At 72.6% G+C, this 22,562-nt stretch carries 21 protein-coding genes; 10 read left to right on the top strand and 11 right to left on the bottom strand.

Annotated features, from left to right (window positions below):
* The first annotated feature begins 6 nt into the window (after positions 1-6).
* From M3147_RS00845 to M3147_RS00855, 3 genes are read left to right on the top strand one after another with little or no spacing between them, the layout of a single operon-like run.
* Positions 7-1,302, top strand: coding sequence for an acylneuraminate cytidylyltransferase (locus M3147_RS00845; RefSeq protein WP_251201644.1), 1,296 nt, complete (start codon positions 7-9; stop codon positions 1,300-1,302).
* Positions 1,299-2,168 (top strand): N-acetylneuraminate synthase family protein, encoded by an 870-nt coding sequence (locus M3147_RS00850; RefSeq protein WP_251201645.1) that lies wholly within the window; start codon positions 1,299-1,301, stop codon positions 2,166-2,168. The genes M3147_RS00845 and M3147_RS00850 overlap by 4 nt, the downstream gene beginning before the upstream one ends.
* The gene (locus M3147_RS00855) at positions 2,165-3,481 is read left to right on the top strand and encodes a DUF6716 putative glycosyltransferase (protein WP_251201646.1); all 1,317 of its coding nucleotides are present in this window, start codon (positions 2,165-2,167) and stop codon (positions 3,479-3,481) included. Before M3147_RS00850 ends, M3147_RS00855 begins: the two co-directional genes overlap by 4 nt.
* On the opposite strand, the gene M3147_RS00860 is transcribed toward M3147_RS00855, so the two are convergent.
* On the bottom strand, positions 3,444-3,980 hold the full coding sequence (locus M3147_RS00860) for a gamma carbonic anhydrase family protein (protein ID WP_251201647.1): 537 nt from the start codon (positions 3,978-3,980) through the stop codon (positions 3,444-3,446). The genes M3147_RS00855 and M3147_RS00860 overlap by 38 nt on opposite strands.
* Positions 3,981-3,989: 9 nt before the next feature.
* Complete coding sequence (locus M3147_RS00865) at positions 3,990-5,270, bottom strand: APC family permease (protein WP_251201648.1); 1,281 nt, start codon at positions 5,268-5,270, stop codon at positions 3,990-3,992.
* A gap of 61 nt (positions 5,271-5,331) precedes the next feature.
* Between M3147_RS00865 and M3147_RS00870 the strand changes: the two genes are divergently transcribed.
* Positions 5,332-5,817: a YbaK/EbsC family protein gene (locus M3147_RS00870; protein WP_251201649.1), complete on the top strand. Its 486-nt coding sequence runs from the start codon at positions 5,332-5,334 to the stop codon at positions 5,815-5,817.
* 12 nt (positions 5,818-5,829) lie between these two features.
* Here M3147_RS00870 and galK read toward each other — a convergent pair whose 3' ends face one another.
* Both galK and galT read right to left on the bottom strand, forming a co-directional pair.
* Positions 5,830-6,996, bottom strand: a complete 1,167-nt coding sequence (gene galK / locus M3147_RS00875) for a galactokinase (protein WP_251201650.1) — start codon at positions 6,994-6,996, stop codon at positions 5,830-5,832.
* The gene (galT, locus tag M3147_RS00880) at positions 6,993-8,129 is read right to left on the bottom strand and encodes a galactose-1-phosphate uridylyltransferase (protein WP_251201651.1); all 1,137 of its coding nucleotides are present in this window, start codon (positions 8,127-8,129) and stop codon (positions 6,993-6,995) included. Before galT ends, galK begins: the two co-directional genes overlap by 4 nt.
* An 83-nt stretch (positions 8,130-8,212) precedes the next feature.
* Between galT and M3147_RS00885 the strand changes: the two genes are divergently transcribed.
* Both M3147_RS00885 and M3147_RS00890 read left to right on the top strand, forming a co-directional pair.
* Positions 8,213-9,031 carry a DeoR/GlpR family DNA-binding transcription regulator gene (locus M3147_RS00885; RefSeq protein WP_251201652.1) on the top strand — a complete coding sequence of 273 codons (819 nt, stop codon included), beginning with the start codon at positions 8,213-8,215 and terminating at the stop codon, positions 9,029-9,031.
* A gap of 66 nt (positions 9,032-9,097) precedes the next feature.
* A complete protein-coding gene (locus tag M3147_RS00890) occupies positions 9,098-10,027 on the top strand; it encodes an aldose 1-epimerase family protein (protein ID WP_251201653.1) in 930 nt (309 codons plus the stop codon).
* A 9-nt stretch (positions 10,028-10,036) separates the two neighbouring features.
* On the opposite strand, the gene M3147_RS00895 is transcribed toward M3147_RS00890, so the two are convergent.
* On the bottom strand, positions 10,037-11,215 hold the full coding sequence (locus M3147_RS00895; protein WP_251201654.1) for a MarP family serine protease: 1,179 nt from the start codon (positions 11,213-11,215) through the stop codon (positions 10,037-10,039).
* Between the two features lie 195 nt (positions 11,216-11,410).
* On the opposite strand from M3147_RS00895, the gene M3147_RS00900 reads away from it, so the two are divergent.
* From M3147_RS00900 to M3147_RS00915, 4 genes are all read left to right on the top strand, one after another.
* Positions 11,411-12,451 carry an LLM class F420-dependent oxidoreductase gene (locus tag M3147_RS00900; protein ID WP_251201655.1) on the top strand — a complete coding sequence of 347 codons (1,041 nt, stop codon included), beginning with the start codon at positions 11,411-11,413 and terminating at the stop codon, positions 12,449-12,451.
* Positions 12,452-12,904: 453 nt separating this feature from the next.
* Complete coding sequence (locus M3147_RS00905; RefSeq protein WP_251201656.1) at positions 12,905-13,432, top strand: hypothetical protein; 528 nt, start codon at positions 12,905-12,907, stop codon at positions 13,430-13,432.
* Positions 13,433-13,463: 31 nt separating this feature from the next.
* A complete protein-coding gene (locus tag M3147_RS00910; protein ID WP_251201657.1) occupies positions 13,464-14,102 on the top strand; it encodes a DNA-directed RNA polymerase subunit beta in 639 nt (212 codons plus the stop codon).
* 156 nt (positions 14,103-14,258) lie between these two features.
* Positions 14,259-15,146: an aminodeoxychorismate lyase gene (locus tag M3147_RS00915; protein ID WP_251201658.1), complete on the top strand. Its 888-nt coding sequence runs from the start codon at positions 14,259-14,261 to the stop codon at positions 15,144-15,146.
* 80 nt (positions 15,147-15,226) lie between these two features.
* Here M3147_RS00915 and pstB read toward each other — a convergent pair whose 3' ends face one another.
* From pstB to M3147_RS00945, 6 genes are all read right to left on the bottom strand, one after another.
* Positions 15,227-16,006 (bottom strand): phosphate ABC transporter ATP-binding protein PstB, encoded by a 780-nt coding sequence (gene pstB / locus M3147_RS00920; protein WP_251201659.1) that lies wholly within the window; start codon positions 16,004-16,006, stop codon positions 15,227-15,229.
* Between the two features lie 49 nt (positions 16,007-16,055).
* A complete protein-coding gene (gene pstA, locus M3147_RS00925) occupies positions 16,056-17,165 on the bottom strand; it encodes a phosphate ABC transporter permease PstA (protein ID WP_251201660.1) in 1,110 nt (369 codons plus the stop codon).
* A complete protein-coding gene (gene pstC, locus M3147_RS00930; protein WP_243567578.1) occupies positions 17,165-18,109 on the bottom strand; it encodes a phosphate ABC transporter permease subunit PstC in 945 nt (314 codons plus the stop codon). Before pstC ends, pstA begins: the two co-directional genes overlap by 1 nt.
* A 102-nt stretch (positions 18,110-18,211) precedes the next feature.
* Positions 18,212-19,303 (bottom strand): phosphate ABC transporter substrate-binding protein PstS, encoded by a 1,092-nt coding sequence (gene pstS / locus M3147_RS00935; RefSeq protein WP_251201661.1) that lies wholly within the window; start codon positions 19,301-19,303, stop codon positions 18,212-18,214.
* A 139-nt stretch (positions 19,304-19,442) separates the two neighbouring features.
* Complete coding sequence (locus M3147_RS00940) at positions 19,443-20,378, bottom strand: NUDIX hydrolase (protein ID WP_251202129.1); 936 nt, start codon at positions 20,376-20,378, stop codon at positions 19,443-19,445.
* Positions 20,379-20,386: 8 nt separating this feature from the next.
* Positions 20,387-22,558, bottom strand: a complete 2,172-nt coding sequence (locus M3147_RS00945; protein ID WP_439954173.1) for an RNA degradosome polyphosphate kinase — start codon at positions 22,556-22,558, stop codon at positions 20,387-20,389.
* Positions 22,559-22,562: the final 4 nt, after the last annotated feature.

Here is a 22,562-nt window from a genome sequence, read left to right on the forward strand (position 1 = left end):
CGCCCCATGGAACGCGAGCGCATCGACCCCGCCGGCCGCCCCTCGGTGGTCGCGGTCGTCCCGGCGCGCGGCGGTTCGAAGGGCCTGACCGGGAAGAACCTCGCGCCCGTCGGCGGCATCCCCCTCGTCGCCCGCGCCGTGCGCGCGGCATCCGCGGCCTCGCGCATCGATCGGGTCGCGGTGACGAGCGACGATGCGGCGATCGCCGAGGCCGCGCGGGATGCCGGCGCCGAGACGATCGTCAGGCCGATCGAGCTCGCCGGCGACGCCGCGAGCTCCGAGAGTGCGCTGCTGCACGCCCTCGACCAGCTCGCCCTCGCGGGGAGCGACCCCGAGGTGCTCGTCTTCATCCAGGCCACCTCGCCGTTCATCGACCCGGACGACCTCGACCTCGCGGTCGCCCGCGTGCTCGCCGACGAGGCCGACGTCGTCTTCTCCGCGGTCGAGAGCCACGCCTTCCTCTGGCGACGGGATGCCTCGACCGGCGCGTCGGGCGTGAACCACGACGCCGCCCGGCGGCCCCGCCGGCAGGACCGGGAGCCCGAGTTCCGCGAGACGGGCGCGTTCTACGTGCTGCGCGTCGACGGCTTCCGCGAGGCCGGGCACCGCTTCTTCGGTCGCATCGAGGTGCAGCTCGTCCCCGAGGCGCACGCGCTCGAGATCGACGGCCCGGCCGAGCTCGCCATCGCCGAGGCGCTCGCGCCGACGCTCGACGGCCGCGCCTGGCACCCACGGCTCGACGTCGACGCCGTCGTCACCGACTTCGACGGCGTGCACACCGACGACACGGCCGTCGTCGGCGGGGACGGGGCCGAGTTCGTCCGGGTGAACCGGAGCGACGGTGCCGGCGTGGCCCGGCTCCGCGCCGCCGGCATCCCGGTGCTCATCCTCTCCGCGGAGCAGCACCCCGTGGTCGGCGCCCGAGCCGCGAAGCTCGGCGTCGAGGTGCTGCAGGGGATCGCCGACAAAGGCGCCGCCCTCACCGACTGGGCCGAGCGCCGAGGCATCCGTCTCGATCGCATCGCCTACCTCGGCAACGACCTCGGCGACCTGCCCGCCCTCGCCCTCGCGGGCTGGCCGGTCGCGGTCGCCGACGCGATCCCCGAGGTGCGCCGGCAGGCGCGCCTCGTCCTCAGCCGGCGGGGTGGTGACGGCGCGGTCCGAGAGCTGGCCGACGCCGTCCTGGCTGGGCGTGCGGCCGTGGGGGCGGCCGCCGACGCCCCCGCCGCCCCGCCCACCCCGTCCGAAGGACCGGCCCCGGCGGCCGAGCCCGCCCTCGCCAACGAAGGAGCCCTGACATGAGCGTGCGTATCGGCCGTCACGAGGTCGGCACCGGCCTGCCCGTCTACGTCGTCGCCGAGATCGGCCTGAACCACAACGGTGAGCTGGAGCTCGCGAAGCGGCTCATCGATGTCGCTGCCGAGGCCGGCTGCCAGGCGGTGAAGTTCCAGAAGCGGACGCCCGAGCTCGCGACGCCGGAGCACATGAAGGACGTGCCACGCGAGACGCCGTGGGGCACTATGAGCTACCTCGACTACCGTCGTCGGGTCGAGCTGTCGCGCGACGACTACCTCGAGATCGCCCGCTACGCCGACCTCCGCGGCCTCGACTGGTTCGCCTCCCCGTGGGACGAGCCCTCCGTCGCGTTCCTCGAGGAGCTCGACGCGCCCGCGTTCAAGGTCGCCTCCGCCTCCGTCACCGACCTCCCGCTGCTGCGCGCGATCGCCGCGACCGGCAAACCCGTGATCCTCTCCACCGGGATGTCGACGCTCGAGGAGATCGACCGCGCCGTCGTCACCCTCGGCACCTCGCAGCTGCTCATCATGCACGCGACCTCGAGCTACCCGATGCCGGCGGAGGAAGCGAACCTCCGCACGATCGACACGCTCGCCCTGCGCTACCCCGTGCCGATCGGTTACTCGGGGCACGAGCACGGCCTGCAGATCTCGCTCGCCGCCGTCGCCCTCGGTGCCGTCGCCGTCGAGCGGCACATCACGCTCGACCGGGCGATGTGGGGGAGCGACCACGCCGCCTCCCTCGAGCCGCAGGGGCTCGGGCACCTCGTCCGCGACATCCGCATCATCGAGACCGCGATGGGCGACGGGGTGAAGCGGGTGTTCCCCGGCGAGGAGGCGCCCAAGGCGAAGCTGCGCCGGGTGCTCGTGTGAGCCGCGACGAGGGGGCGGCGCCAGCGCGCCGGCTGCTCGTCGTCGCCGACAGCGATTCCTACGTGAAGTGGGGCGCGGCGCTCGCCGGACGGGTCGCGGGCGCCTGGGACAGCGAGGTGGTCCTCCTCGCCTCGCCCGTGCTGCCGAGCCCGCGCCAGCTGGACGCCGCGCTCGCCGGGTCCGGGTTCGCGTCGGCCGGGGTGCGCCTCCTCGAGCTCGACGAGCTGCTCTCCGAGCTCGCCGCCGACCCGCCCGACGCCGTGCTCCTCGCGCTGCGCGGGCCGCTCGTCCGCGTCGTCGCGGGGCGCATCGCGGGGCAACCGAACCGGCCGGTGCTCGTCTCCGGCTTTCCCGGGCTCACCATCCCCGCCGAGCCGAAGGCCGTCGTCTACCGGGAGCTCGTCGACCTCGTCGTGCTGCACAGCCGACGCGAGGTGCGGGAGTTCGGCGCCAACGCGCGGGCACTCGATGTCGGGGTCAGGTTCGGGCTCGCCACGCTGCCGTTCCTGGCCGCGGTGCCGCCGACCGCCTGGGTCGGCCCGGAGCGCAACGAGGTCGTCTTCGCCGTGCAGGCGAAGGTCCCGGCCGGGCTGGACGATCGGGTGCGCCTCGTCGCGATGCTCGCGCGCGCGGCGCGCGCGCATCCGGACCACCACGTCGTGCTGAAGGTGCGCGCGCGTCCCGGCGAGGCCCAGACGCACGCCGAGGAGTTCGACCTCGGCGAGCTCGTCGCCGATCCGCCGGCGGAGCTCCTGGCCACCGCGGGCGGCGTGCTGCCGGCGAACCTCGTCGTTCGCGACGGCCCGATGGCGGGGCACCTCGAGTCCGCCGCCGCACTCGTCACGGTGAGCTCGACCGCGGTGCTCGAGGCGATCGCGCTGGGCGTGCCCGCGTTGCTGCTCGAGGACTTCGGCATCGGCCCGAAGCAGATCAACACCGTCTTCGAGGGCAGCGGACTCTTCGGCGACGCCGAGGACCTGACGGCGGGGCGGTGGCGGCAGCCCGACGCGGGATGGCTCGGCGACAACTACTTCCACGGCGAGGAGCACGACGACTGGGAGCACGAGCTGGCCGAACTCGTGAACGCCCGTGCACGTGCGCCGCTCCCCGTGCCGAGGCGACGGCACAACCTCGTGGGCGGGGCGCTCCGTCGGGCGTACGAGCGCAAGCGGATGCTCGGCGACTACGACCGGACGCCCGCCGGGGCGGCCGCGATGGTCGTCGCGCTCCCGGCGCGCTGGCTGCTGCGGCGGGCGCGGCGGCTTCGCGCCGCGGTCACGGGGTCGGCGCCGTATGCTCCGCGAGGTGCGTGAGGTAGGCCTCGCCGTTCCGGCGGATGCCGGCGCGTTCCTCGTCGCTGAGCTCGCGGCGGACCTTCGCCGGCACTCCGGCGACGAGCGAACCCGGCGGGACGACGGTGCCCTCGAGCACGACGGCGCCCGCGGCGACGAGGGAGCCCTCACCGATCACGGCCCCGTTCAGCACGGTCGCGTTCATGCCGATGAGGCTGTCGCGCTCGATGGTGCAGCCATGCAGCACCGCGCCGTGCCCGACGGACACCCCCTCGCCGACGGTGAGCGGGAAGCCCGTGTCGACATGGCAGACGACCGTGTCCTGGAGGTTCGCCCGCGCACCGAGCACGATCGGCGCCGCCTCGGCACGGAGGACCGCGTTGTACCAGACGCTCGACTCGGCCTCGAGGCGCACGTCGCCGACGAGTACGGCGCCCGCCGCGACGAAGGCGGTGGCATCGATCGACGGGGTGCCGATTCCGGTGAGCGGGCGGATGTGGGCGGCGGCGTCGACGGGCATGTTCGAATCCTACGGGGCCGGGCGGGCGAGGCGGAGCCGGACGATCCGCACCAGGGCGCCGACCGCGAACACCGCGACGCCGCCGGCGACCGCGAGCGGCGGCAGGGTCGCGACCAGGATGACGCAGCCGATCGCCCCGAGGAGCGCGAGCCCGCGGCGGGTGCGTCGGATGCGGGGCGCGGTCTCGGACCGGCCCATGAGCCGCAGCGCGGCGAGGTTGGCGACGAGATAGTAGACGAGGACGCCGAATGAGCTGAAGCCGATCGCTTCGCGGAGGTCGGCCACGAGCAGCACCAGGACGATGGCCGCCGCAGCGACGAGCTCCGCCGCGTAGGGCACGTGGGTCCGGGGGTGCACCGCGGCGAGGGCGCGGGGGAGTTCGCGGTCGCGGGCCATGGCGAGCGCCGTCCGGCCGATACCGGCGACGAGCGCGAGCAGCGCGCCGAGCGCGGCGAGCCCGGCGCCGATCCCGACGACGGGCACGGCCCAGTCCCACCCGCTCGTCGCGACGAGCTCGGCGAGCGGCGCGGTGCCGTCGGCGAGGCCGCCGGCACCGAGCCCGAGGAGCAGCACGACGGCGAGCACTCCGTACAGCGCGACGACGAGGCCGAACGCGATGGCGATCGCCCGCGGGATCGTGCGCTCGGGCTCGCGCACCTCCTCGCCGAGCGTGGCGATCCTCGCGTACCCGGCGAAGGCGAAGAACAGCAGCCCCGCCGACTGGAGGACGCCGTAGGGGCCCGCGGTGGGAGCCGCGGCGAGTGGGCCGGGGCCGTCGCCGGACGTGAGCCCGGCGACGCCCGCGACGACGACGAGGGCGAGCACGGCCGCGACGGCGGCGACGATGACGGTGGCGGCCCGGGCGGTGCGGGTGATCCCGAGCAGGTTCAGCCCGGAGAGCAGGACGACGGCCGCGATCGCCGCAGGCTTCTGCCATTCGGCGGGGACGAGGTAGGCCGCCGCGGTCATGGCCATCGCCGCGCAGCTCGCCGTCTTGCCGATGACGAAGCCCCAGCCGGCGAGGAACCCCGGCCACGCGCCGAGCTCCTCGCGCCCGTACCGGTAGGCGCCGCCCGACTCCGGATAGCGCGCCGCGAGCCGCCCCGTCGAGCTGGCGTTCGCGTAGGCGACGAGCGCGGCGAGCGCGAGGCCGAGCAGCAGCCAGTCGCCGGCGGCCCGGGCGGCGGGGCTCCAGACGGCGAACACGCCGGCGCCGATCATCGAGGCGAGCCCGATGGCGACGGCGTCGCGGAGGCCGAGCCGGCGGGCGAGCGGAGAGGCAGCGGTCACGCTCGCACCTTAGTGCACCCGGGTAACCGGGAATCGGCACGGCCTTCCGTAGGATCGTGCCATGACCGCCCCCACGCATCCCGCCGTCGATCGCGTCGCCGCCGCGCTGTCCGCGCAGGGCGTCGAGCCGAGCATCCGGTGGTTCGACGACGCCGTCACGACCGCCCAGCTCGCCGCCGACGCGCTCGGCATCGAGGTCGGCCAGATCGCGAACTCCCTCGTCTTCACGATCGACGACGAACCGATCCTCGTGCTCACCTCCGGGGCGCACCGGGTCGACACCGCGTGGTTGGGCGAGGCGCTCGGCGGCACCATCCGTCGTGCCTCGAAGGAGACGGTGAAGGCCGCGACGGGGCAGGTGATCGGCGGCGTCGCGCCGGTCGGGCATCCGGCCCCGGTGCGGACCGTGGTCGACGTGCATCTGGCCGAGTACCCGGTGGTCTGGGCGGCCGCGGGGCACGCGAGGACGGTGTTCCCGACGACGTTCGAGGAGCTCGTGCGGATCACCGGCGGCACCCCGCACGCGGTGGAGGCACCCCGGGGCTGACGGCCGTTCGGCTCAGCGGTCGCGCCGCGCGCCCGGCGAGGGCACGACGGTGAAGGTGCCGGGCTCCCGGTAGCCGGCCGCCGCGAAGGCGGCGCGCACCGCCCCCGCCGCCGCGGCGACGTCGGCGAGCGGCACGAGCGCGATCGCCGAGCCGCCGAAGCCGCCGCCGGTCATCCGGGCACCGATCGCGCCCGCCGCCCGGGCCGTCTCGACGGCGAGGTCCAGCTCGGGCGTCGAGATCTCGAAGTCGTCGCGCATCGAGATGTGCGAGGCATCCAGCAGTGCCCCGATGGTCGCCGGGCCGCCCTCGTGGAGGGCGCGCACCGTGTCGAGCACGCGCTGGTTCTCCGTGACCACGTGCCGCACCCGGCGGTAGGTTTCGTCGTCGAGAAGCTCGCGCGCGCGGCCCAGCTCGCGCTCCGGCAGTTCGCGGAGGGTCGGCACACCGAGCGCCAGCGCCCCGGCCTCGCACGAGGCGCGCCGCGCCGCGTAGCCGCCCGTCGCGTGCGCGTGCTCGACGCGGGTGTCCACGACGAGCACCGCGAGCCCGGCCGCGGCGAAGTGGAGCGGCACGACCTCCGCGTCGAGGCTGCGGCAGTCCAGGAAGACGCCGGCGTCGGCCTCGGCGAGGAGGGAGGCGGACTGGTCGAGGATGCCGGTGGGTGCGCCGACCACCCGGTTCTCGGCGAGCCGGCCGACCTTCGCGAGCGTCGCTCGGTCGAAGCCGAGTCCCCAGTGCTCGTTGAGCGCGAGCGCGACGGCCGACTCGAGCGCGGCGGAGGAGCTGAGCCCGGCGCCGACCGGGACATCGGACTCGAGGTGCAGGTCGACCCCGCGGGCCTGCGCGAGATCGGCGCCGAACTCGCGGAGCGCCCACACCACGCCGAGCGGGTACGCGGACCAGCCCTGCAGCGCGTCGGGGTCGAGCTCGTCGAGGTGCACGACGACCGGGTCCGCCGCGAACGAGCTCGAGACCCGGACGGCTCGGTCGTCCCGGTCGCCGACGGCGACGGCGGTGCGCCGGTCGATCGCGAAGGGGAACACGAAGCCGTCGTTGTAGTCGGTGTGCTCGCCGATCAGGTTCGCCCGGCCGGGCGCACTCCACACCCCGGCCGGCAGCCGGCCGGACCGGTCCTTCAGCCCGGCGGCGGCCCGCTCGACGAGATCGGTCCCGGTCATGCGTCCACTCCTTCGATCACGGCGCGCAGGGCCTCGGCCTGCGCCTCCGGCGGCACGTCGCCGATCCAGGCTCCCATCGCGGCCTCCGAACCGGCGAGGTACTTCAGCTTGTCCGCGGCGCGCCGCGGGCTCGTGAGCTGCAGGGTGAGTCGCACCTCGTCGCGGTGCTCGTGCACCGGGGCCTGGTGCCAGGCGGCGATGTACGGCGTCGGCGTCTCGTAGCGGGCGTCGACACCGCGCAGCAGTCGCCGGTAGAGCACGGCGAGCTCGTCGCGCTCGGCGAGGGAGGTCCCGGCGAAGTCGGGCACGTGCCGGTGCGGGACGAGGTGCACCTCGATCGGCCAGCGCGCGGCGAACGGCACGTACGCGCTCCAGTGCTCGCCGCGGAGCACGACGCGCGGCCCGTCGAGCTCGCGGGCCACGACGTTCGCGACGTGACCGGGCCCGGCGTCCGCGATCGCGTCGAGCAGTCGTCGGGTGCGGGGCGTCACGTAGGGGTAGGCGTAGATCTGGCCGTGCGGATGGCCGAGCGTCACCCCGATCGCTTCGCCCCGGTTCTCGAAGGGGAACACCTGCTGCACGCCGGGCAGCGCCCCCAGCTCGGCGGTGCGATGGGCCCAGGCCTCGATCACGGTGCGGGCGCGCGAGGCGGACTGCGTGCCGAAGGATCCCTCGCGCTCGGGGCTGAAGCAGACGACCTCGCAGCGGCCGAGCGAGGGCAGGGTGCGCTCGAGGCCGACCCGCCGGGCGGCGGTGAGCGCGGCCGCGGGGTCGGCACCGGGGTCGGCGAGCGCCGGCCCGAACGCGGGGGAGCGGTTCTCGAACACCGCGACGTCGTAGCGGCTCGGGATCTCCGAGGAGTTGCCGGGCGACTGCGGGGCGAGCGGGTCGAGCTCCGCGGGCGGGAGCACCACCCGGTGCTGGCGGGCGGCGGCGATGGAGATCCAGTCGCCGCTCAGGGGATCCTGCCGCATCTCGGCGGTCGCTGGACGCGGGGCGAGCTCGCGCTCGTCGATGGCCCGGCCGGGCGGCAGTGTCGTGTCGGCGTCGTCGAAGTAGAGCAGTTCGCGGCCGTCGGCGAGGGCGCTGCGATGGACCGCGATGCGCGGGTCGGCGATGGGGAGGGCGGTCACGTCGCCACTGTACGAAACTTTTGTTTTGCAAACAAGTAGCTTGCGTATTGCAAAGCGCTGGCTCGCGCGGGAGAATGACGCCCATGCCCACCGAGCCGACGGACGCCGCGAGCCGCCACGACGTCGCCGGGCGCCGCGAGCTCGCCCGCGCGCTCGTCGAGGAGCGGGGCTTCGTGCGCGTCGCCGACCTCGCGCTCGCGTTCGGGGTGACGAGCGTCACCGCCCGCGCCGACCTCGACGTGCTCGAGCGCGCCGGCGCCGTGCGCCGCGTGCACGGCGGTGCGGTGCCCGCGGGGGAGACGGTGCGCCCGGCCCGCGAGCCGAGCCTCGAGGAGGCCCTGGAGACCTCGATCGCGCCGAAGCAGCGCATCGGCGAGGCGGCGGCCGCACTCGTGTCGAGCGGCCAGAGCCTGCTGCTCGACGTCGGCTCGACCTGTCTGCAATTCGCGCGCGCCCTGCGGGCCCGCCGCGAGCTCGAAGACGTCACGATCTTCACCAACGGGCTCGCCATCGCCCTCGAACTCGAACCGGAGATCCCGCGATTCTCCGTCGTGGTCACCGGCGGCACGCTCCGGCCCCGGCAGCACTCGCTCGTGCATCCGCTCGCCGGCCGCATCCTCGACGAGGTGCACGTCGACCTCGCCTTCATCGGCTGCAACGGCGTGCATCCCGATCGCGGCGCCACGAACCAGAACCTGCCCGAGGCGCAGGTGAAGGCGCGCATGGTGCAAGCGTCGGCGCGGAGCATCCTGCTCGCCGACGGCTCCAAACTCGGCGAGGTGCACCTCGGCCGCATCGCGCCGCTCGAGGCATTCGACGCGCTCGTCACGGATGCCTCGGCCCCCGCCGTGCTCGTCGGCGAGCTCGAGGCCACCGGCCTCCCGGTGCAGCTCGCCGGCTGAGCGGGCGAGCGACCGCCCGGCCGCGCGGGGCGGCGCCGGACCGGCCGCTCCGCATATGGTGGAAGCATGACCCTCCCAACGGGCGAACAGCTCGTCCTCGAGACCTCGACGTCGAGCGGGGAGCTCACCGCCGTCGTCACCACCGTCGCCGCCGGCCTGCGCGCGCTCAGCCTCGACGGGGTCGAGCTGGTGCCCAGCTTCGGTGAGGACCGCACCCCACCCGCCGCCGCCGGCATCGTGCTCGCCCCGTGGCCGAACCGCATCCGTGACGGTCGCTGGAGCCACGACGGCGTCGACCACCAGCTCGCGATCACCGAGCCGGCGCTCGGTAACGCCATCCACGGCCTGCTGCGCTTCACCGAGTACCGCGTCGTCGCCCAGGACCGCGACTCCGTGACCCTCGAGGCGACCATCTTCCCGCAGACGGGCTACCCGTTCCTCATCGAGACCGCGGTGCACTACGAGCTCGTGTCCGACGGGCTCCGGGTCACCCATCGCCTCGAGAACGTGGGCGCCGACGCCGCGCCCGTCGCCCTCGGCGCCCACCCCTACGTGAAGATCGGCGGCGTGCCCACGGCCGAGCTCGAGCTGCGCATCGAGGCCGACAGCCACATCGAGGTCGACGAGCGCAAGCTGCCCACCGGCGAGGTGCCCGTCGACGGCACGCCGTGGGACCTCCGCGGCGGGCGTCGAGTCGGCGAGCTCTCGCTCGACGACGCCTTCGGCGAGCTCGCCTCCGACGAGGAGGGGGTCATCGAGCACGTGCTGAGCGCCCCCGACGGGCGCAGCGTCGCCGTCTGGGCCGACGACGACTTCGCTTACGTGCAGGCGTTCACGACCGACCGCTTCCCGGGCGAAGCGCTCGCGATCGCGATCGAGCCGATGACCGCTCCCGCAGAAGCGTTCAACTCCGGCCGCGGTCTGCGCTGGCTCGGGCCGGGCGAGCAGTGGGAGCTCAGCTGGGGCATCCGCTTCCGGGGCTTCACCGCGGACTGACGCGCCGCGTCAGCGCGCGCAGCTGCCCGTTGCCACGGCCTGGTCGAGCGACGGGGCCGCCGCGGCCAGCGGGGCGAGCACCTCGATCGGCACCGCGAAGCCGACGTTCTGCACCGACTCCGACTTCGCGAAGACCACGCCGGCGACCTCCCCGGCGCCGGTGAGCAGCGGACCGCCCGAGTTGCCGTGGTCGACCTGCGCCGCGAACGTCGTCACCTCCCGGGTGGACGTGCGGTCGCCCTCGACGATCGTGAGCGGGCCCGTCGACATCACCGAGCCCGAGCGCAGCGTGAACGGGCCGCCGAAGGGGTAGCCGGCGACCCCGACGGCGGTGCCCGGTGCCGGCGGCTCCGCCAGCGGGAGCGGGGCGACGTCGAGCGGGTCGGTCGCGACGAGGGCGAGGTCGGCCTCCTGGTCGAAGGCGACCACCCGACCCGCGACCGCACCGCGCCCCGGGGCCTCGACGATCGGCTCGTCGATGCCGGCGACGACGTGCGCGTTCGTCACGACCCGGTTCGGCGCGACCACGAAGCCGGAGCCCGTCAGGGTGCTGCCGCACTGGAAGGCGGTGCCCGTGATGCGCACGACCGAGGCCGTCGCGGCGTTCACCGCGTCGCCCGAGGGGCCGTCGCTCGGCAGCTCCGGCGCGGCCGTCGGCCCGCCGATGACGTCGACGAGCCACGGCACGCCCTGGCCGAGCGCCGCGGTCCGGATCTCGGCGAGCAGCGCGCGGGCGGGTTCGGGAGTGACACGCTCGAGGCCGCGCAGCACCTGCGAGCCCGCGACCGCAGGCGAGAGCACGGGAACGCCCATCGACTGCACGCTCGAGCCGAGCAGGGCGACGACGAAGGCCGCGACGAGCAGGTTGCCGAGCGCCCCGAAGATGCGGTCGATCACGCCGAGCTTCACCGCCCGGGCGCCGCGACGCAGCATGCGGCCGAGCACCGCGCCGAGCGAGGCGCCGACCGCGAGGAGCAGCACCGCCGTCGCGATCACCGCGGGCGCGCGCCACTCGGGCGCCGCGACGAGCGAACCGACCCACGGCATCGCGAACCAGGACGCGACACCGCCCGCGACGAGCCCGACGAGCCCGGCGGCGGTGCGCAGCAGCCCCGCGCGCCAGCCGTTCACGAGCGCGCCGATGCCGATCACCACGAGCAGCACGTCGAGCACCAGGCTCCAGCCCATCCGTCACCTCCGTCGCGCCCCGCGGCGCGTTTGTGGATTCCACCCTCTCGTACCCGGCTCGGGAACCGCTGAGGACGCGGCGGTCGACAAGCCGGATGCCTCGACCGCACGGCTCGGCTATCGTCGTGATGCCCGTGGCTTGTGCCGCGGGCGTGCCCCGGACCGGCCGGGGCGCACCCCGGCGAGGAGGCTTGGATGCGGGTCGGCATGTTCCTGAACTACGCGGGCGGATTCGCGGAGGTCGCCGACGAGGTCGGCGAGCTCGAAGCCGCCGGCGTGGACCTCGTCGCCGTCCCCGAGGCGTACTCCTTCGACGCCGTCAGCCAGCTCGGCTTCCTCGCCGCGCGCACCTCGACGATCACGCTCGCCTCCGGCATCCTCCAGCTGTACACGCGCACGCCGACCCTCACCGCGATGACCGCGGCGGGCCTCGACTACGTCTCTGGCGGCCGCTTCGAGCTCGGCATCGGCGCCTCCGGGCCGCAGGTGATCGAGGGCTTCCACGGCGTACGCTACGACGCGCCCGTCGGCCGCACCCGCGAGATCATCGAGATCTGCCGGGCGACGTGGCGGCGCGAGCCCCTCGTGCACGAGGGCCGGCATTACCGGATCCCGCTGCCCGCGGGCGAGGGCACCGGACTCGGCAAGCCGCTGAAGCTCATCAACCACCCGGTCCGCGACCGCATCCCGATCACCGTCGCCGCCCTCGGCCCGAAGTCCGTCGAGCAGACGGCCGAGATCGCCGACGGCTGGCTGCCGATGTTCTTCCATCCCGAGCGGGCCGGCGCCGTGTGGGGCGACGCGCTCGCCGCGGGCACGGCGCGACGCTCGAGCGGCCTCGCCCCGCTCGACGTGTTCGCGAGCCCGGCGCTCGCGATCACCGAGCGACCGGACGAGGTGCTGCCGCTCGTGAAGCCGCAGCTCGCCCTCTACGTCGGCGGCATGGGGGCGAAAGGCAAGAACTTCTACAACGACCTCGTGGGCAGCTACGGCTTCGCCGCGGAGGCGGAGCGGATCCAGGAGCTCTACCTCGCCGGGCGCAAGGAGGAGGCGGTCGCCGCAGTGCCCGACGAACTCGTGCGGGCGATCTCACTCATCGGGCCGGCGTCGTATGTGGCCGAGCGGGTCGCCGCCTTCGCGGAGGCCGGCGTGACGACGCTCACGGTGACGCCGCTCGCGCGGAACTCCGCCGAGCGGGTGGCCCTCATGGCCGGCTTCCGCGGCCTCGTCGGCTGACGGCGGGCGGCCGGCGCCGGTGTTGGCGCCTACCGTGCTCTGGTGCCCCCAGAGAGGCTCGAACTCTCGACCCACGGATTAACCTGCTGCACTGAGTTTCCCCAGCCACCGCTCGCGCGGCTTGCAGTCTGGACTATCTCACCACCTTCGGCCGGGCCGGTCAGGTGCGCCGCGTATAGTCTCTGAGGTTCCCTTTCGGTTACCTGCTGATTGCCCAATCCCTCGGATTGTCACTGCCTCTCGGCGAGTACCTCGGGCTCTCAGGGGGTCCCAGCATACAGCGGCGTTCATCCGGCGCATTTCGGCGCCGGCGCTCCTATTTTCTGTTGAAGTCCGTTGCTCTAACCAACTGAGCTATGGGGGCCGGGCCAGCCTATCAGGCCGACCCTCGCGCCGATTCGTGCGCTCCTGACGGACCCGGACCGTGTCGGAGGCCGCCGATACGGTCGTGCCATGAAGCGGTGCACGATGTGCCGGGCGGAGCTGCCGCCCGTCGAGTTCAACGTGCGTCGCGCCTCCCGCGACGGGCTGCAGAACGTGTGCCGCACCTGCAATCGGGCACGAGCCAAGCGCTACTACGACGAACATCGAGACGAGCACGTGCAGCTCATGATGCAACGCCGCGCGGCGGCACGCGACCAGGCGGTGGTCGCGGTGGGTGAGCATCTCCTGGCCAATCCCTGCGTCGACTGCGGCGAGGGCGACGTCCGCGTGCTCGATTTCGACCACCTGCCCGGTTCGGGCAAGTCTGCGGAGGTCATGCGACTCGTGCGCAACGGCTACTCCGTCGCCCGGGTGATGGTCGAGATCGCCAAGTGCGAGGTGCGCTGCCGCAACTGCCACGCCAAGGTCACGTATGAGCGGCTCGGCAACGACTGGCGCACGGCGCTCATGCGGCGAGTGGCCGACGAGGGCGAAGAGACGACCGAGCCCGACGCAGGCGAACGTGACGATCACCGCGATCTCGCCGATCCCGGGTGAGCGACCGCCGACGGCGGGTATCCTTGCCGGAATGGCCTCCAGCTTCCACCGCCCCACCAAGTTCCCGCCCGGCATGTTCGAGGCGTTCCTGGGCGGCGAAGACCCGGCTCAGCTGAATCGGGTCGCGCACGACACCGCGGCGGCCCTGCTCGCCCGGGTGCGCAGCGATCCCGATCCCGAGATCGTGTCCCGCCTCGTCGCCTACACGGACCGGCACGGCATCGACGCGATCGCCGAGCTCTGGTCGCGGTCGTCCGCGAAGAGCCTGCCGGGGGCGCTCTGGCGCATCTATCTGCTGCGCACGCTCATCCGGCAGGATCCCGAAGCACTGAGCCTCGCCTATCGTCGCGGCACGGAGGTGTCGCACACCATCGACCAGGTCGTCGCCGGAGCGGCCGCGCCGGCCGGCCCCGGCGAGGTCATCGAGCTCGCCGACCGCATCCTGCACGGGGTGTTCGCCGGTGACTTCGCGGTCGCGCTCGATCGGGCCGCGGCGTTCGGCCGGGTCACCGCCGCGGGCTTCGCCAGCCTCGCCGACGACGCCGATGCCGCCGACGCGGTGCATCCTGACCGGCCCGCCTCGTTCACCCGCCGGGCGCTGCGGCTCACCGAGCTGTCCGACGAGTTGACCGCCTGCGCGAAGCTCTGGCGCCGCGACGCCCTCGACTGAGCGTCGCACGGAATACTCGGTCATGGCGGTCCGTTACACTCGATATGCCGGGCCGCAGTAACCCCGGGCTCCAATATTCGCCGCTTCGAGCGGCCTCGCGCCGAGAGGCGTTCTGCGGCCCGGCATTTCCCGTCTTCGGGCGCGTACGATCGGAGCATGCCCGCCACCGTGACGCTCCTCATCGAGCCGCTCGCCGCCGACGATCTCCACTCCGACCTCGAATCGACGTTCCGCGAGGTGGACGCCTCCGCCCCCGCCCTGCGGGTCGGCGAGCTCTCCACGCAGCGCGGCGACGGCATCTTCGAGACCCTGGCGGTCGTGAACGGGCACGCCCAGGAGGCCGAGCCGCACCTGCAGCGGCTGCGCAACTCCGCCGCGATCTGCGAGCTGCCCGAGCCGAACCTGGCGCAGTGGCACGCCGCGATCGAACGCGCGACCGCCTCGCTGCCGAACGAGGGCGAGTTCGCGATGAAGCTCGTCCTGAGTCGCGGCGTCGAGCACGGTCCGGCGCCGACCGCCTGGCTCTCCGCGGCCCCCGCCGCGGACTTCACCGCACCGCGCGAGCAGGGCATCCGCGCGGTCACCCTCGACCGCGGGCTGGCGCACGACGCCGCGGCGAGCGCGCCCTGGCTGCTGCTCGGCGCGAAGACGCTGAGCTACGCGACCAACATGGCGGCGCTCCGGGAGGCGAAGCGCCGGGGCGCCGACGACGCGATCTTCGTCTCCTCGGACGGGTTCGTGATGGAGGGGCCGACCTCGAGCGTCATCCTCCGCCACGGCGACGTCTATTCGACGCCGGCGCCGAGCGGGGCGATCCTGCACGGCACGACCCAGCTGAGCCTCTTCGAGCACCTGGGCGAGCTCGGTCATCGCACGGAGTACCGCGACCTCCCCGTCGCCGAGCTCATGACGGCGGAGGCGATCTGGCTCGTCTCGAGTGTGCGGCTCGCCGCGGGCGTCACCGCCCTCGACGGCACCGCCGTCCCCTTCGACGCCGACGAGACGCGCGCCTTCAACGCTTACCTGCTGAGCCCGCGCGACTGACGGGGTTCGGGCCGGAGACGACGGATGCCCCGGCGCTGTTCTCGCCGAGGCATCCGCTGAACCGGGCCGGAGCGGCCGGATCAGCCGAAACGGCCCGAGACGTAGTCCTCGGTCGCCTTGACCGTGGGGTTCGAGAAGATCGTGGTGGTGTCGGCGTACTCGATGAGCTTGCCCGGCTTGCCCGTGCCCGCGATGTTGAAGAACGCGGTCTTGTCGCTCACGCGCGAGGCCTGCTGCATGTTGTGGGTCACGATCACGATCGTGTACTCCTGCTTCAGCTCCTCGATGAGGTCCTCGATGGCGAGGGTCGAGATCGGGTCGAGCGCCGAGCACGGCTCGTCCATCAGGATCACCTCGGGCGACACGGCGATCGCGCGGGCGATGCACAGGCGCTGCTGCTGGCCGCCGGAGAGGCCGGAGCCGGGGCGGTCCAGGCGGTCCTTGACCTCGTTCCAGAGGTTCGCGCCCTGCAGCGACTTCTCCACGAGGTCGTCGGCGTCCGACTTGCTCATCTTGCGGTTGTTCAGCCGCACGCCCGCGAGCACGTTCTCCCTGATCGACATCGTCGGGAAGGGGTTCGGCCGCTGGAAGACCATGCCGACCTGGCGGCGGACCAGCACGGGGTCGACGCCCGGGCCGTAGAGGTTGTTGCCGTCGATCAGCACTTCGCCCTCGACGCGGGCGCCCGGGATGACCTCGTGCATGCGGTTCAGGGTGCGGAGGAAGGTCGACTTGCCGCAGCCGGAGGGGCCGATGAACGCCGTCACGGTGCGCGGCTCGATCTCGAGGGTGATGCCCTCGACGGCGCGGAAGCTGCCGTAGTACACGTTCAGGTCGTTGACTTCGATGCGCTTGGACACGTGGCTTCGATTCTCTCTGGGGGCTCGGGCGGGTGGCGGTCGGGGCCGATCAGCGGCCGGTCTTCGGCGAGAAGAGCTTCGACACGATACGGGCGATGACGTTCAGCAGGGCGACGATGAGGATGAGCGTGAGCGCACCGGCCCAGGCGCGGTCGATGTACGCCTGCACGTCGGTGCCCTGGTTCATGTACTGGGTGTAGACGAAGACGGGCAGCGTCATCATCCGACCCTCGAACAGGTTGTAGTTCATGCTCGTCGTGAAGCCCGCGATGATGAGCAGCGGCGCGGTCTCGCCGATGACGCGGGCGATGGCGATCATGACGCCCGTGATGATGCCGGCGATCGAGGTGGGCAGCACGACCTTCACGATCGTCAGCCACTTCGGCACGCCGAGGGCGTAGCTCGCCTCGCGCAGCTCGTTCGGCACGAGCTTCAGCATCTCCTCGGAGGAGCGCACGACGACCGGGATCATCAGCACCGACAGCGCGACCGCGCCGCCGAAACCCATCCGGATGCCGGGGTCGCCGGTGAAGAGCGCGAAGAGGGCGAAGGCGAAGAGACCGGCGACGATCGAGGGGATGCCGGTCATCACGTCGACGAAGAAGGTGATGCCGTGCTTCAGCTTGCCGCGGCCGTACTCGACGAGGTAGATCGCGGTGAGCAGGCCCACCGGCACCGAGATGAGCGCCGCCATGCCGGTGATCAGCAGCGTGCCCATGATGGCGTGCAGGGCGCCGCCGCCGGCGCCGACGACGTTACGCATCGACTCGCTGAAGAACTGCAGGTCGAAGCGGGGGACGCCGTTCGCGATGGTCGTGTACGCGACCGAGATGAGCGGCAGCAGCGCGATCGTGAACGCGGTCGAGACGAGCGCGGTGACGAGGCGGTCCTTCGCCTTGCGGGTGCCTTCGACGACGCGGGAGAGCACCCAGATCACGACGCCGTAGAGCACCACGCCGAGGAACACCGCGGCCGCGATGTTGAAGCCCGTCTCGCTCGCCACCGCCAGGATCACGAAGAAGGCGGTGGTGACGGCGAGGCAGCCGAGGAGCACCCAGAGGGCGGCGAAGCGGGGCAGCTTGCCCGCGGTCAGGGTGTTGGCGATGGGGCCGGTGCTCCGGCCCGTCGGCGCCTGCTGCGGGGTGACGGTGAGGCTCATCAGTTGGCTCCCGAGAATTCCTTGCGGCGCTCGACGATGTACCGCGCGAGCATGTTGACGGCGAGGGTAATGACGAAGAGGATCAGACCCGTCGCGATGAGGATGTTGACGCCGATGTCGTGGGCCTCGGGGAAGTTCAGGGCGATGTTCGCGGCGATCGTGGTCGGGTTCTGCGACTGCAGCACCGCGAAGCTGATGACCGCGGCGGGCGAGAGCACCATCGCGACGACCATCGTCTCGCCGAGGGCGCGGCCGAGGCCGAGCATCGAGGCCGAGATGATGCCGGGACGGCCGAACGGCAGCACCGCGAGCTTGATCATCTCCCAGCGGGTCGCGCCGAGCGCGAGCGCCGCCTCCTCGTGCAGCACGGGCGTCTGCAGGAAGACCTCGCGGCTGAGGGCGGTGATGATCGGCAGGATCATCACCGCGAGCACGATGGCGACGGTGAGGATCGTGCGGCCGGTGCCCGAGACGGGACCGGCGAAGAGCGGGAACCAGCCGAACCACTCGGTCAGGCTCGTGTAGAAGGGCTGCACGGCGGGGGCGAGGACGGTGATGCCCCAGAGGCCGAAGACGACCGAGGGCACGGCAGCCAGCAGGTCGATGACGTAGCCGAGCGCTTGGGCGAGCCGGCGCGGCGCGTAGTGCGAGATGAACAGCGCGATGCCGATCGCGACCGGCACGGCCATCAGCAGCGCGAGGGCGGCGGCCCAGATGGTGCCGAAGACGAGGGGGCCGACGTACTGCCAGAAGTTCTCGGCGTCGCCCTTGAAGGCCGTCGGCTCCGCAGTGAAGGCAGGCAGGGCCTGGGCGACGAGGAAGATCGCCACCGCGGCGAGGGTGACGAGGATGAGGCTGCCGGACACGACGGTCGCGGTGGAGAACACACGGTCGCCGGGGCGCTGCTTCGCTTTGATGGCGGGGGCCGCGGGGGCTGTCGTCATGGCCGGGTTCTTTCCAGGAGGTGGGCCGTCGGGGGAGGCGCCGCGTGACCGCGGCGAGCCGGTCCGGCCGGAGCAGGGTGCTCCGGCCGGACCGGCGATCGCTTACTTGACCGACTCGAGCGCGGCGGCGACCTTGTCGGCCAGCTCGCTCGAGAGCGGGGCGGAACCGGCCTGCTCGGCGGCGGTGGCCTGGCCGGCCTCGCTCGCCAGGTAGCCGACGTAGTTCTTCACGAGCTCGCCCTGCTCGGCGTCCGCGTACTCCTGGCAGACGATCGCGTAGCTCACGAGCACGAGCGGGTAGTGGCTCGGGTCCGTGGTCTTGCGGTCGAGCGCGATGGCGAGGTCGTTCGCCTCGCGACCCTCGACGAGGGGCGACTCGGCGACGACCGCGGCAGCGGCCTCGGCGGTGTAGCTGACGAACTCGTCGCCGACCTTGATGTTCGCGACACCGAGGTCGCCGGCGCGCGAGGCGTCCGCGTAGCCGATGGTGTTCACGCCGTTGGTGACGGCGTCGACGACGCCCGAGGTGCCCTGGGCGCCCTCACCGGCCTGGAACGGGAACGTGTCGGCCGGCTTCTGGTCCCAGACCTCCGGGGCGTTCTGGTTCAGGTAGTCCGCGAAGTTCTTCGTGGTGCCCGAGTCGTCCGAACGGTGCACGGCGGTGATGTTCGAGGCGGGGAGCGTCGCGCCCGGGTTGAGCGAGGCGATCGCCGCGTCGTTCCAGGTGGTGATCTCGCCCTTGAAGATCTTCGCGAGGGTGGCCGCGTCGAGGTTCAGCTCGTCGACGCCCTCCACGTTGTAGATCACGGCGATCGGGGAGATGTACACCGGGAGGTCGATGGCCTTGGTGTCGGGGGCGCACGCAGCGAAGGTGCCGGCGAGCTCGTCGTCGTTCAGGAACGAGTCCGAGCCGGCGAAGTCGACGCCGCCGGCGATGAAGGCCTCGCGGCCCGCACCCGAGCCCGAGGGGTCGTAGTTGATGGTGACGTCGGGGTTCTCCGTCTGGAAGGCGGCGACCCATGCCTCCTGGGCCGAGCCCTGCGACGAGGCGCCCGCAGCGTTGATGGTGCCCGAGAGCGACGAGGCCGACTCCGAGGGAGCGGCCCCGCCGCCCTCGTTCGCGGCACAGGAGCTGAGCGCAACGGCGGCGACAGCGGCAACGACCGCGGCGCGGCCGAGACGTGAGACGTTCACTGTGTTCCCTTCAGGGGATCGTTTGCAGGTTCCGGGTCGGTGCTCCGGCCCGATGCTGGTGACGCTAAGCGCCTCGGATGACGAGCATCCGCCCCATTGGTGAACGGCAGGTGAACGGGACGTCAACGCGCGATGCGGCTCAGCCGCGCGGCGCGTGCGTCTCGATGGCGACGATGCCCGACGATGGGTTCGTCGCCGAGAGGTGGACGACGCTGAACGCGCCGGGTTCGAGCTTCGCGGCATCGCTCGCGTAGTCGCCGATCGGCGTGCCGGTGGCGAGCGCGAACTCGCGCAGCACGTCCGGGAGCAGCGGCCGGTGCGTGCACAGCACCGCCGGCTTGCCGACGCGGACGCGTTTGCCGACGACGCGGCGGATCTCGGCGGTTCCGGCGTCCCAGGCGTCCTGGGAGAGGCCGGCGTCGCGCTTGATCGGCACCCCGGTCGCGGCCGAGAGCGGGGCGACGGTGGTGACGCAGCGGACGGCGGGGCTCGAGACGATCCGCTTCGGGCCCCAGGCCGCGAGCGTGGCGGCGAGGCCGGCGGCCTGCTGCACGCCGCGCTCCGCAAGCGGTCGCGCCTCGTCGGGGCCGTCCCACTCGCTCCGGCCGATCGCCTTCGCGTGCCGGAGCACCGTGAGCGCCACGGTGCCGAGCACTCCCTGGTCGACGAGCGCCGCGAAGGCATCCAGGATCTCGACGTCCGGCTGGTAGCTGAGGTAGCCGCGCGCGCGTTTGATCGTGACCCACTCGAGCGCGGCGACCTCGCCGTTCGGCCGGAACGTCGAGCGCTGCACGGCCCGCTCGCCGACCTCCGCGGCCCAGTAGTGCACGACCTTCTCGCGGCCGGAGGGCAGGGGGTAGCGGGAGATGCCGAGCGGCACGCCGAGCGCGACGCCGAGGCCCGTCTCCTCCGCGATCTCGCGCACCGCGGTCTGCGGCAGGGTCTCGCCAGGGTCGACCTTGCCCTTCGGGATCGTCACGTCGCCGTAAACGGTGCGGTGGATGACGAGCACGTGCACCCGGCCGTCGATGAGCCGCCAGCACACGGCCCCCGCCGCGTACACCGCCGTCTGCATGGCCGGGCTCACCGGCGCTTCCCGGGGCGCGGGCGCTGGGCCATCTGCTGCATGAGGCTATTCTGCAGGTCCTCGAGCGGTCGCCCGTCGGCGTCGAGGGAATGGCGCGTCCACACCCCCTCGCCGTCGAGGTGCCAGGAGCTCGTGCGCTCGTCCATCCCGCGGTCGAACAGGGACTCGATCTCGACGAGATGCTCGGGGTCGACCAGCCGCACGAGCGCTTCGACGCGGCGGTCGAGGTTGCGGTGCATCATGTCGGCCGAGCCGATGTACACCTGCGGGTCGCCGTCGCCGAGGAAGGAGAAGATGCGCGAGTGCTCGAGGTAGCGGCCGAGGATCGAGCGCACCGTGATGTTCTCGCTGAGCCCCGGGATGCCGGGGCGGAGGCTGCAGATGCCGCGCACCCAGACTTCGACGGGGACGCCGGCGTTCGAGGCCCGGTAGAGCGCGTCGATGATGGCCTCGTCGACCATCGAGTTCACCTTGATGCGGATCCGGCTCGGTCGCCCCTCCTCGGCCGCGCGGGTCTCGGCCTGGATGAGCTTCAGCAGGCCCTTGCGGAGGTGCAGCGGCGCCACGAGCAGGCGCTTGAACTTCTTCTCGATCGCGTAGCCGGAGAGTTCGTTGAAGAGCCGGGTGAGGTCCTTGCCGACCTGGTCGTCGGCGGTGAGCAGCCCGAGGTCCTCGTAGATGCGGCTCGTCTTGGGGTTGTAGTTGCCCGTGCCGATGTGGCTGTAGTGGCGCAGCCCGCCCTTCTCCTGGCGGATGACGAGCGCGAGCTTGCAGTGCGTCTTCAGTCCGACGAGGCCGTAGACGACGTGCACGCCGGCCTTCTCGAGCTTGCGCGCCCAGCTGATGTTCGCCTGCTCGTCGAAGCGCGCCTTGATCTCGACCAGCGCGAGCACCTGCTTGCCGGCCTCGGCGGCGTCGATGAGTGCCTCGACGATGGGGCTGTCGCCGGAGGTGCGGTACAGCGTCTGCTTGATCGCCAGCACGTCGGGGTCGGCGGCGGCCTGCTCGAGGAAGGCGACGACGCTCGTCGAGAAGGACTCGTAGGGGTGGTGGAGCAGCACGTCCCGGCGGGCCACGGCCTTGAAGATGTCGGCCGGGCGGTTCGGCTCGCTCGGCTGCAGCTGCGGATGCGTCGTCGGCACGCGGGGCGGATAGTGCAGCTCGGGCCGGTCGACCCTGGCGAGGTCGAAGAGGCCGCCGAGGTCGAGGGGCGCGGGCAGCCGGTAGACCTCGCGGTCGGTGATGTCGAGCTCGCGCACGAGGAGGCCGAGGGTGACGTCGTCCATGTCGTCGGTCACCTCGAGCCGGATCGGCGGACCGAAGCGGCGGCGGCGGAGCTCCTTCTCGAGCGCCTGGATGAGATTCTCGGTCTCGTCCTCCTCGACCTCGACGTCCTCGTTGCGCGTCACGCGGAACACATGGTGCTCCACGATCTCCATGCCGGGGAACAGGTCGCCGAGGTGGTTCGCGATGAGGTCCTCGAGGGTCAGGTAACGCCCGTCGTCGGTGCGGTCGCCCGTGCCGACGGCGACGAAGCGCGGCAGCATCTGCGGCACCTTCACCCGGGCGAACTCCTGGCGGCCGGTCTTCGTGTTGCGCACGCGCACCGAGAGGTTCAGCGAGAGCCCGGAGATGTAGGGGAAGGGGTGCGCCGGATCGACGGCGAGGGGCATCAGCACGGGGAAGATCTGCTGCGAGAAGTATTCGCGCAACCGCGCCCGCTCGTCGTCGGCGAGCTCGGTCCAGCGCACGACGCGGATGCCCTGCTCGGCGAGGGCTGGGCGGACGAGCTCCTGGTACGCGGCGGCGTGGCGCTCCTGCAGTTCGTGCGCGGCGCGGGAGATGTCGTCGAGCACGTCGACCGGCGAGCGGCCGACGTTCGTCGGCACCGCGAGCCCGGTGTCGATGCGGCGCTTGAGACCGGCGACGCGCACCATGAAGAACTCGTCGAGGTTCGACGCGAAGATCGCGAGGAAGTTCGCCCGCTCGAGCACCGGCTGCAACGGATCCTCGGCCAGTTCGAGCACGCGCTGATTGAAGGCGAGCCAGCTGAGCTCGCGATCGAGGTAGCGCTCCGCGGGCAGCTCGGGGGCGCCCTCGAGGTCGAACGGCTCGAAGTCGTCGTCGAAGTCGCTCGACGTCCGGTCCTCGTCGATCATGTCCGTCATCCCG

This window comes from Agromyces mediolanus, from assembly GCF_023715325.1.
Taxonomy (GTDB): domain Bacteria; phylum Actinomycetota; class Actinomycetes; order Actinomycetales; family Microbacteriaceae; genus Agromyces; species Agromyces mediolanus_A.

What these genes read in the sequence shown, in the direction of transcription:
- M3147_RS00845 (WP_251201644.1), top strand. Translation starts at nt 7, where the DNA reads ATGGAACGCGAGCGCATCGACCCCGCCGGCCGCCCCTCGGTGGTCGCG.
- M3147_RS00850 (WP_251201645.1), top strand. Translation starts at nt 1,299, where the DNA reads ATGAGCGTGCGTATCGGCCGTCACGAGGTCGGCACCGGCCTGCCCGTC.
- M3147_RS00860 (WP_251201647.1), bottom strand. Translation starts at nt 3,980, where the DNA reads ATGCCCGTCGACGCCGCCGCCCACATCCGCCCGCTCACCGGAATCGGC.
- M3147_RS00870 (WP_251201649.1), top strand. Translation starts at nt 5,332, where the DNA reads ATGACCGCCCCCACGCATCCCGCCGTCGATCGCGTCGCCGCCGCGCTG.
- galK (WP_251201650.1), bottom strand. Translation starts at nt 6,996, where the DNA reads ATGACCGGGACCGATCTCGTCGAGCGGGCCGCCGCCGGGCTGAAGGAC.
- M3147_RS00885 (WP_251201652.1), top strand. Translation starts at nt 8,213, where the DNA reads ATGCCCACCGAGCCGACGGACGCCGCGAGCCGCCACGACGTCGCCGGG.
- M3147_RS00890 (WP_251201653.1), top strand. Translation starts at nt 9,098, where the DNA reads ATGACCCTCCCAACGGGCGAACAGCTCGTCCTCGAGACCTCGACGTCG.
- M3147_RS00895 (WP_251201654.1), bottom strand. Translation starts at nt 11,215, where the DNA reads ATGGGCTGGAGCCTGGTGCTCGACGTGCTGCTCGTGGTGATCGGCATC.
- M3147_RS00900 (WP_251201655.1), top strand. Translation starts at nt 11,411, where the DNA reads ATGCGGGTCGGCATGTTCCTGAACTACGCGGGCGGATTCGCGGAGGTC.
- M3147_RS00905 (WP_251201656.1), top strand. Translation starts at nt 12,905, where the DNA reads ATGAAGCGGTGCACGATGTGCCGGGCGGAGCTGCCGCCCGTCGAGTTC.
- M3147_RS00910 (WP_251201657.1), top strand. Translation starts at nt 13,464, where the DNA reads ATGGCCTCCAGCTTCCACCGCCCCACCAAGTTCCCGCCCGGCATGTTC.
- M3147_RS00915 (WP_251201658.1), top strand. Translation starts at nt 14,259, where the DNA reads ATGCCCGCCACCGTGACGCTCCTCATCGAGCCGCTCGCCGCCGACGAT.
- pstA (WP_251201660.1), bottom strand. Translation starts at nt 17,165, where the DNA reads ATGAGCCTCACCGTCACCCCGCAGCAGGCGCCGACGGGCCGGAGCACC.
- pstC (WP_243567578.1), bottom strand. Translation starts at nt 18,109, where the DNA reads ATGACGACAGCCCCCGCGGCCCCCGCCATCAAAGCGAAGCAGCGCCCC.
- M3147_RS00940 (WP_251202129.1), bottom strand. Translation starts at nt 20,378, where the DNA reads ATGCAGACGGCGGTGTACGCGGCGGGGGCCGTGTGCTGGCGGCTCATC.
- M3147_RS00945 (WP_439954173.1), bottom strand. Translation starts at nt 22,558, where the DNA reads ATGACGGACATGATCGACGAGGACCGGACGTCGAGCGACTTCGACGAC.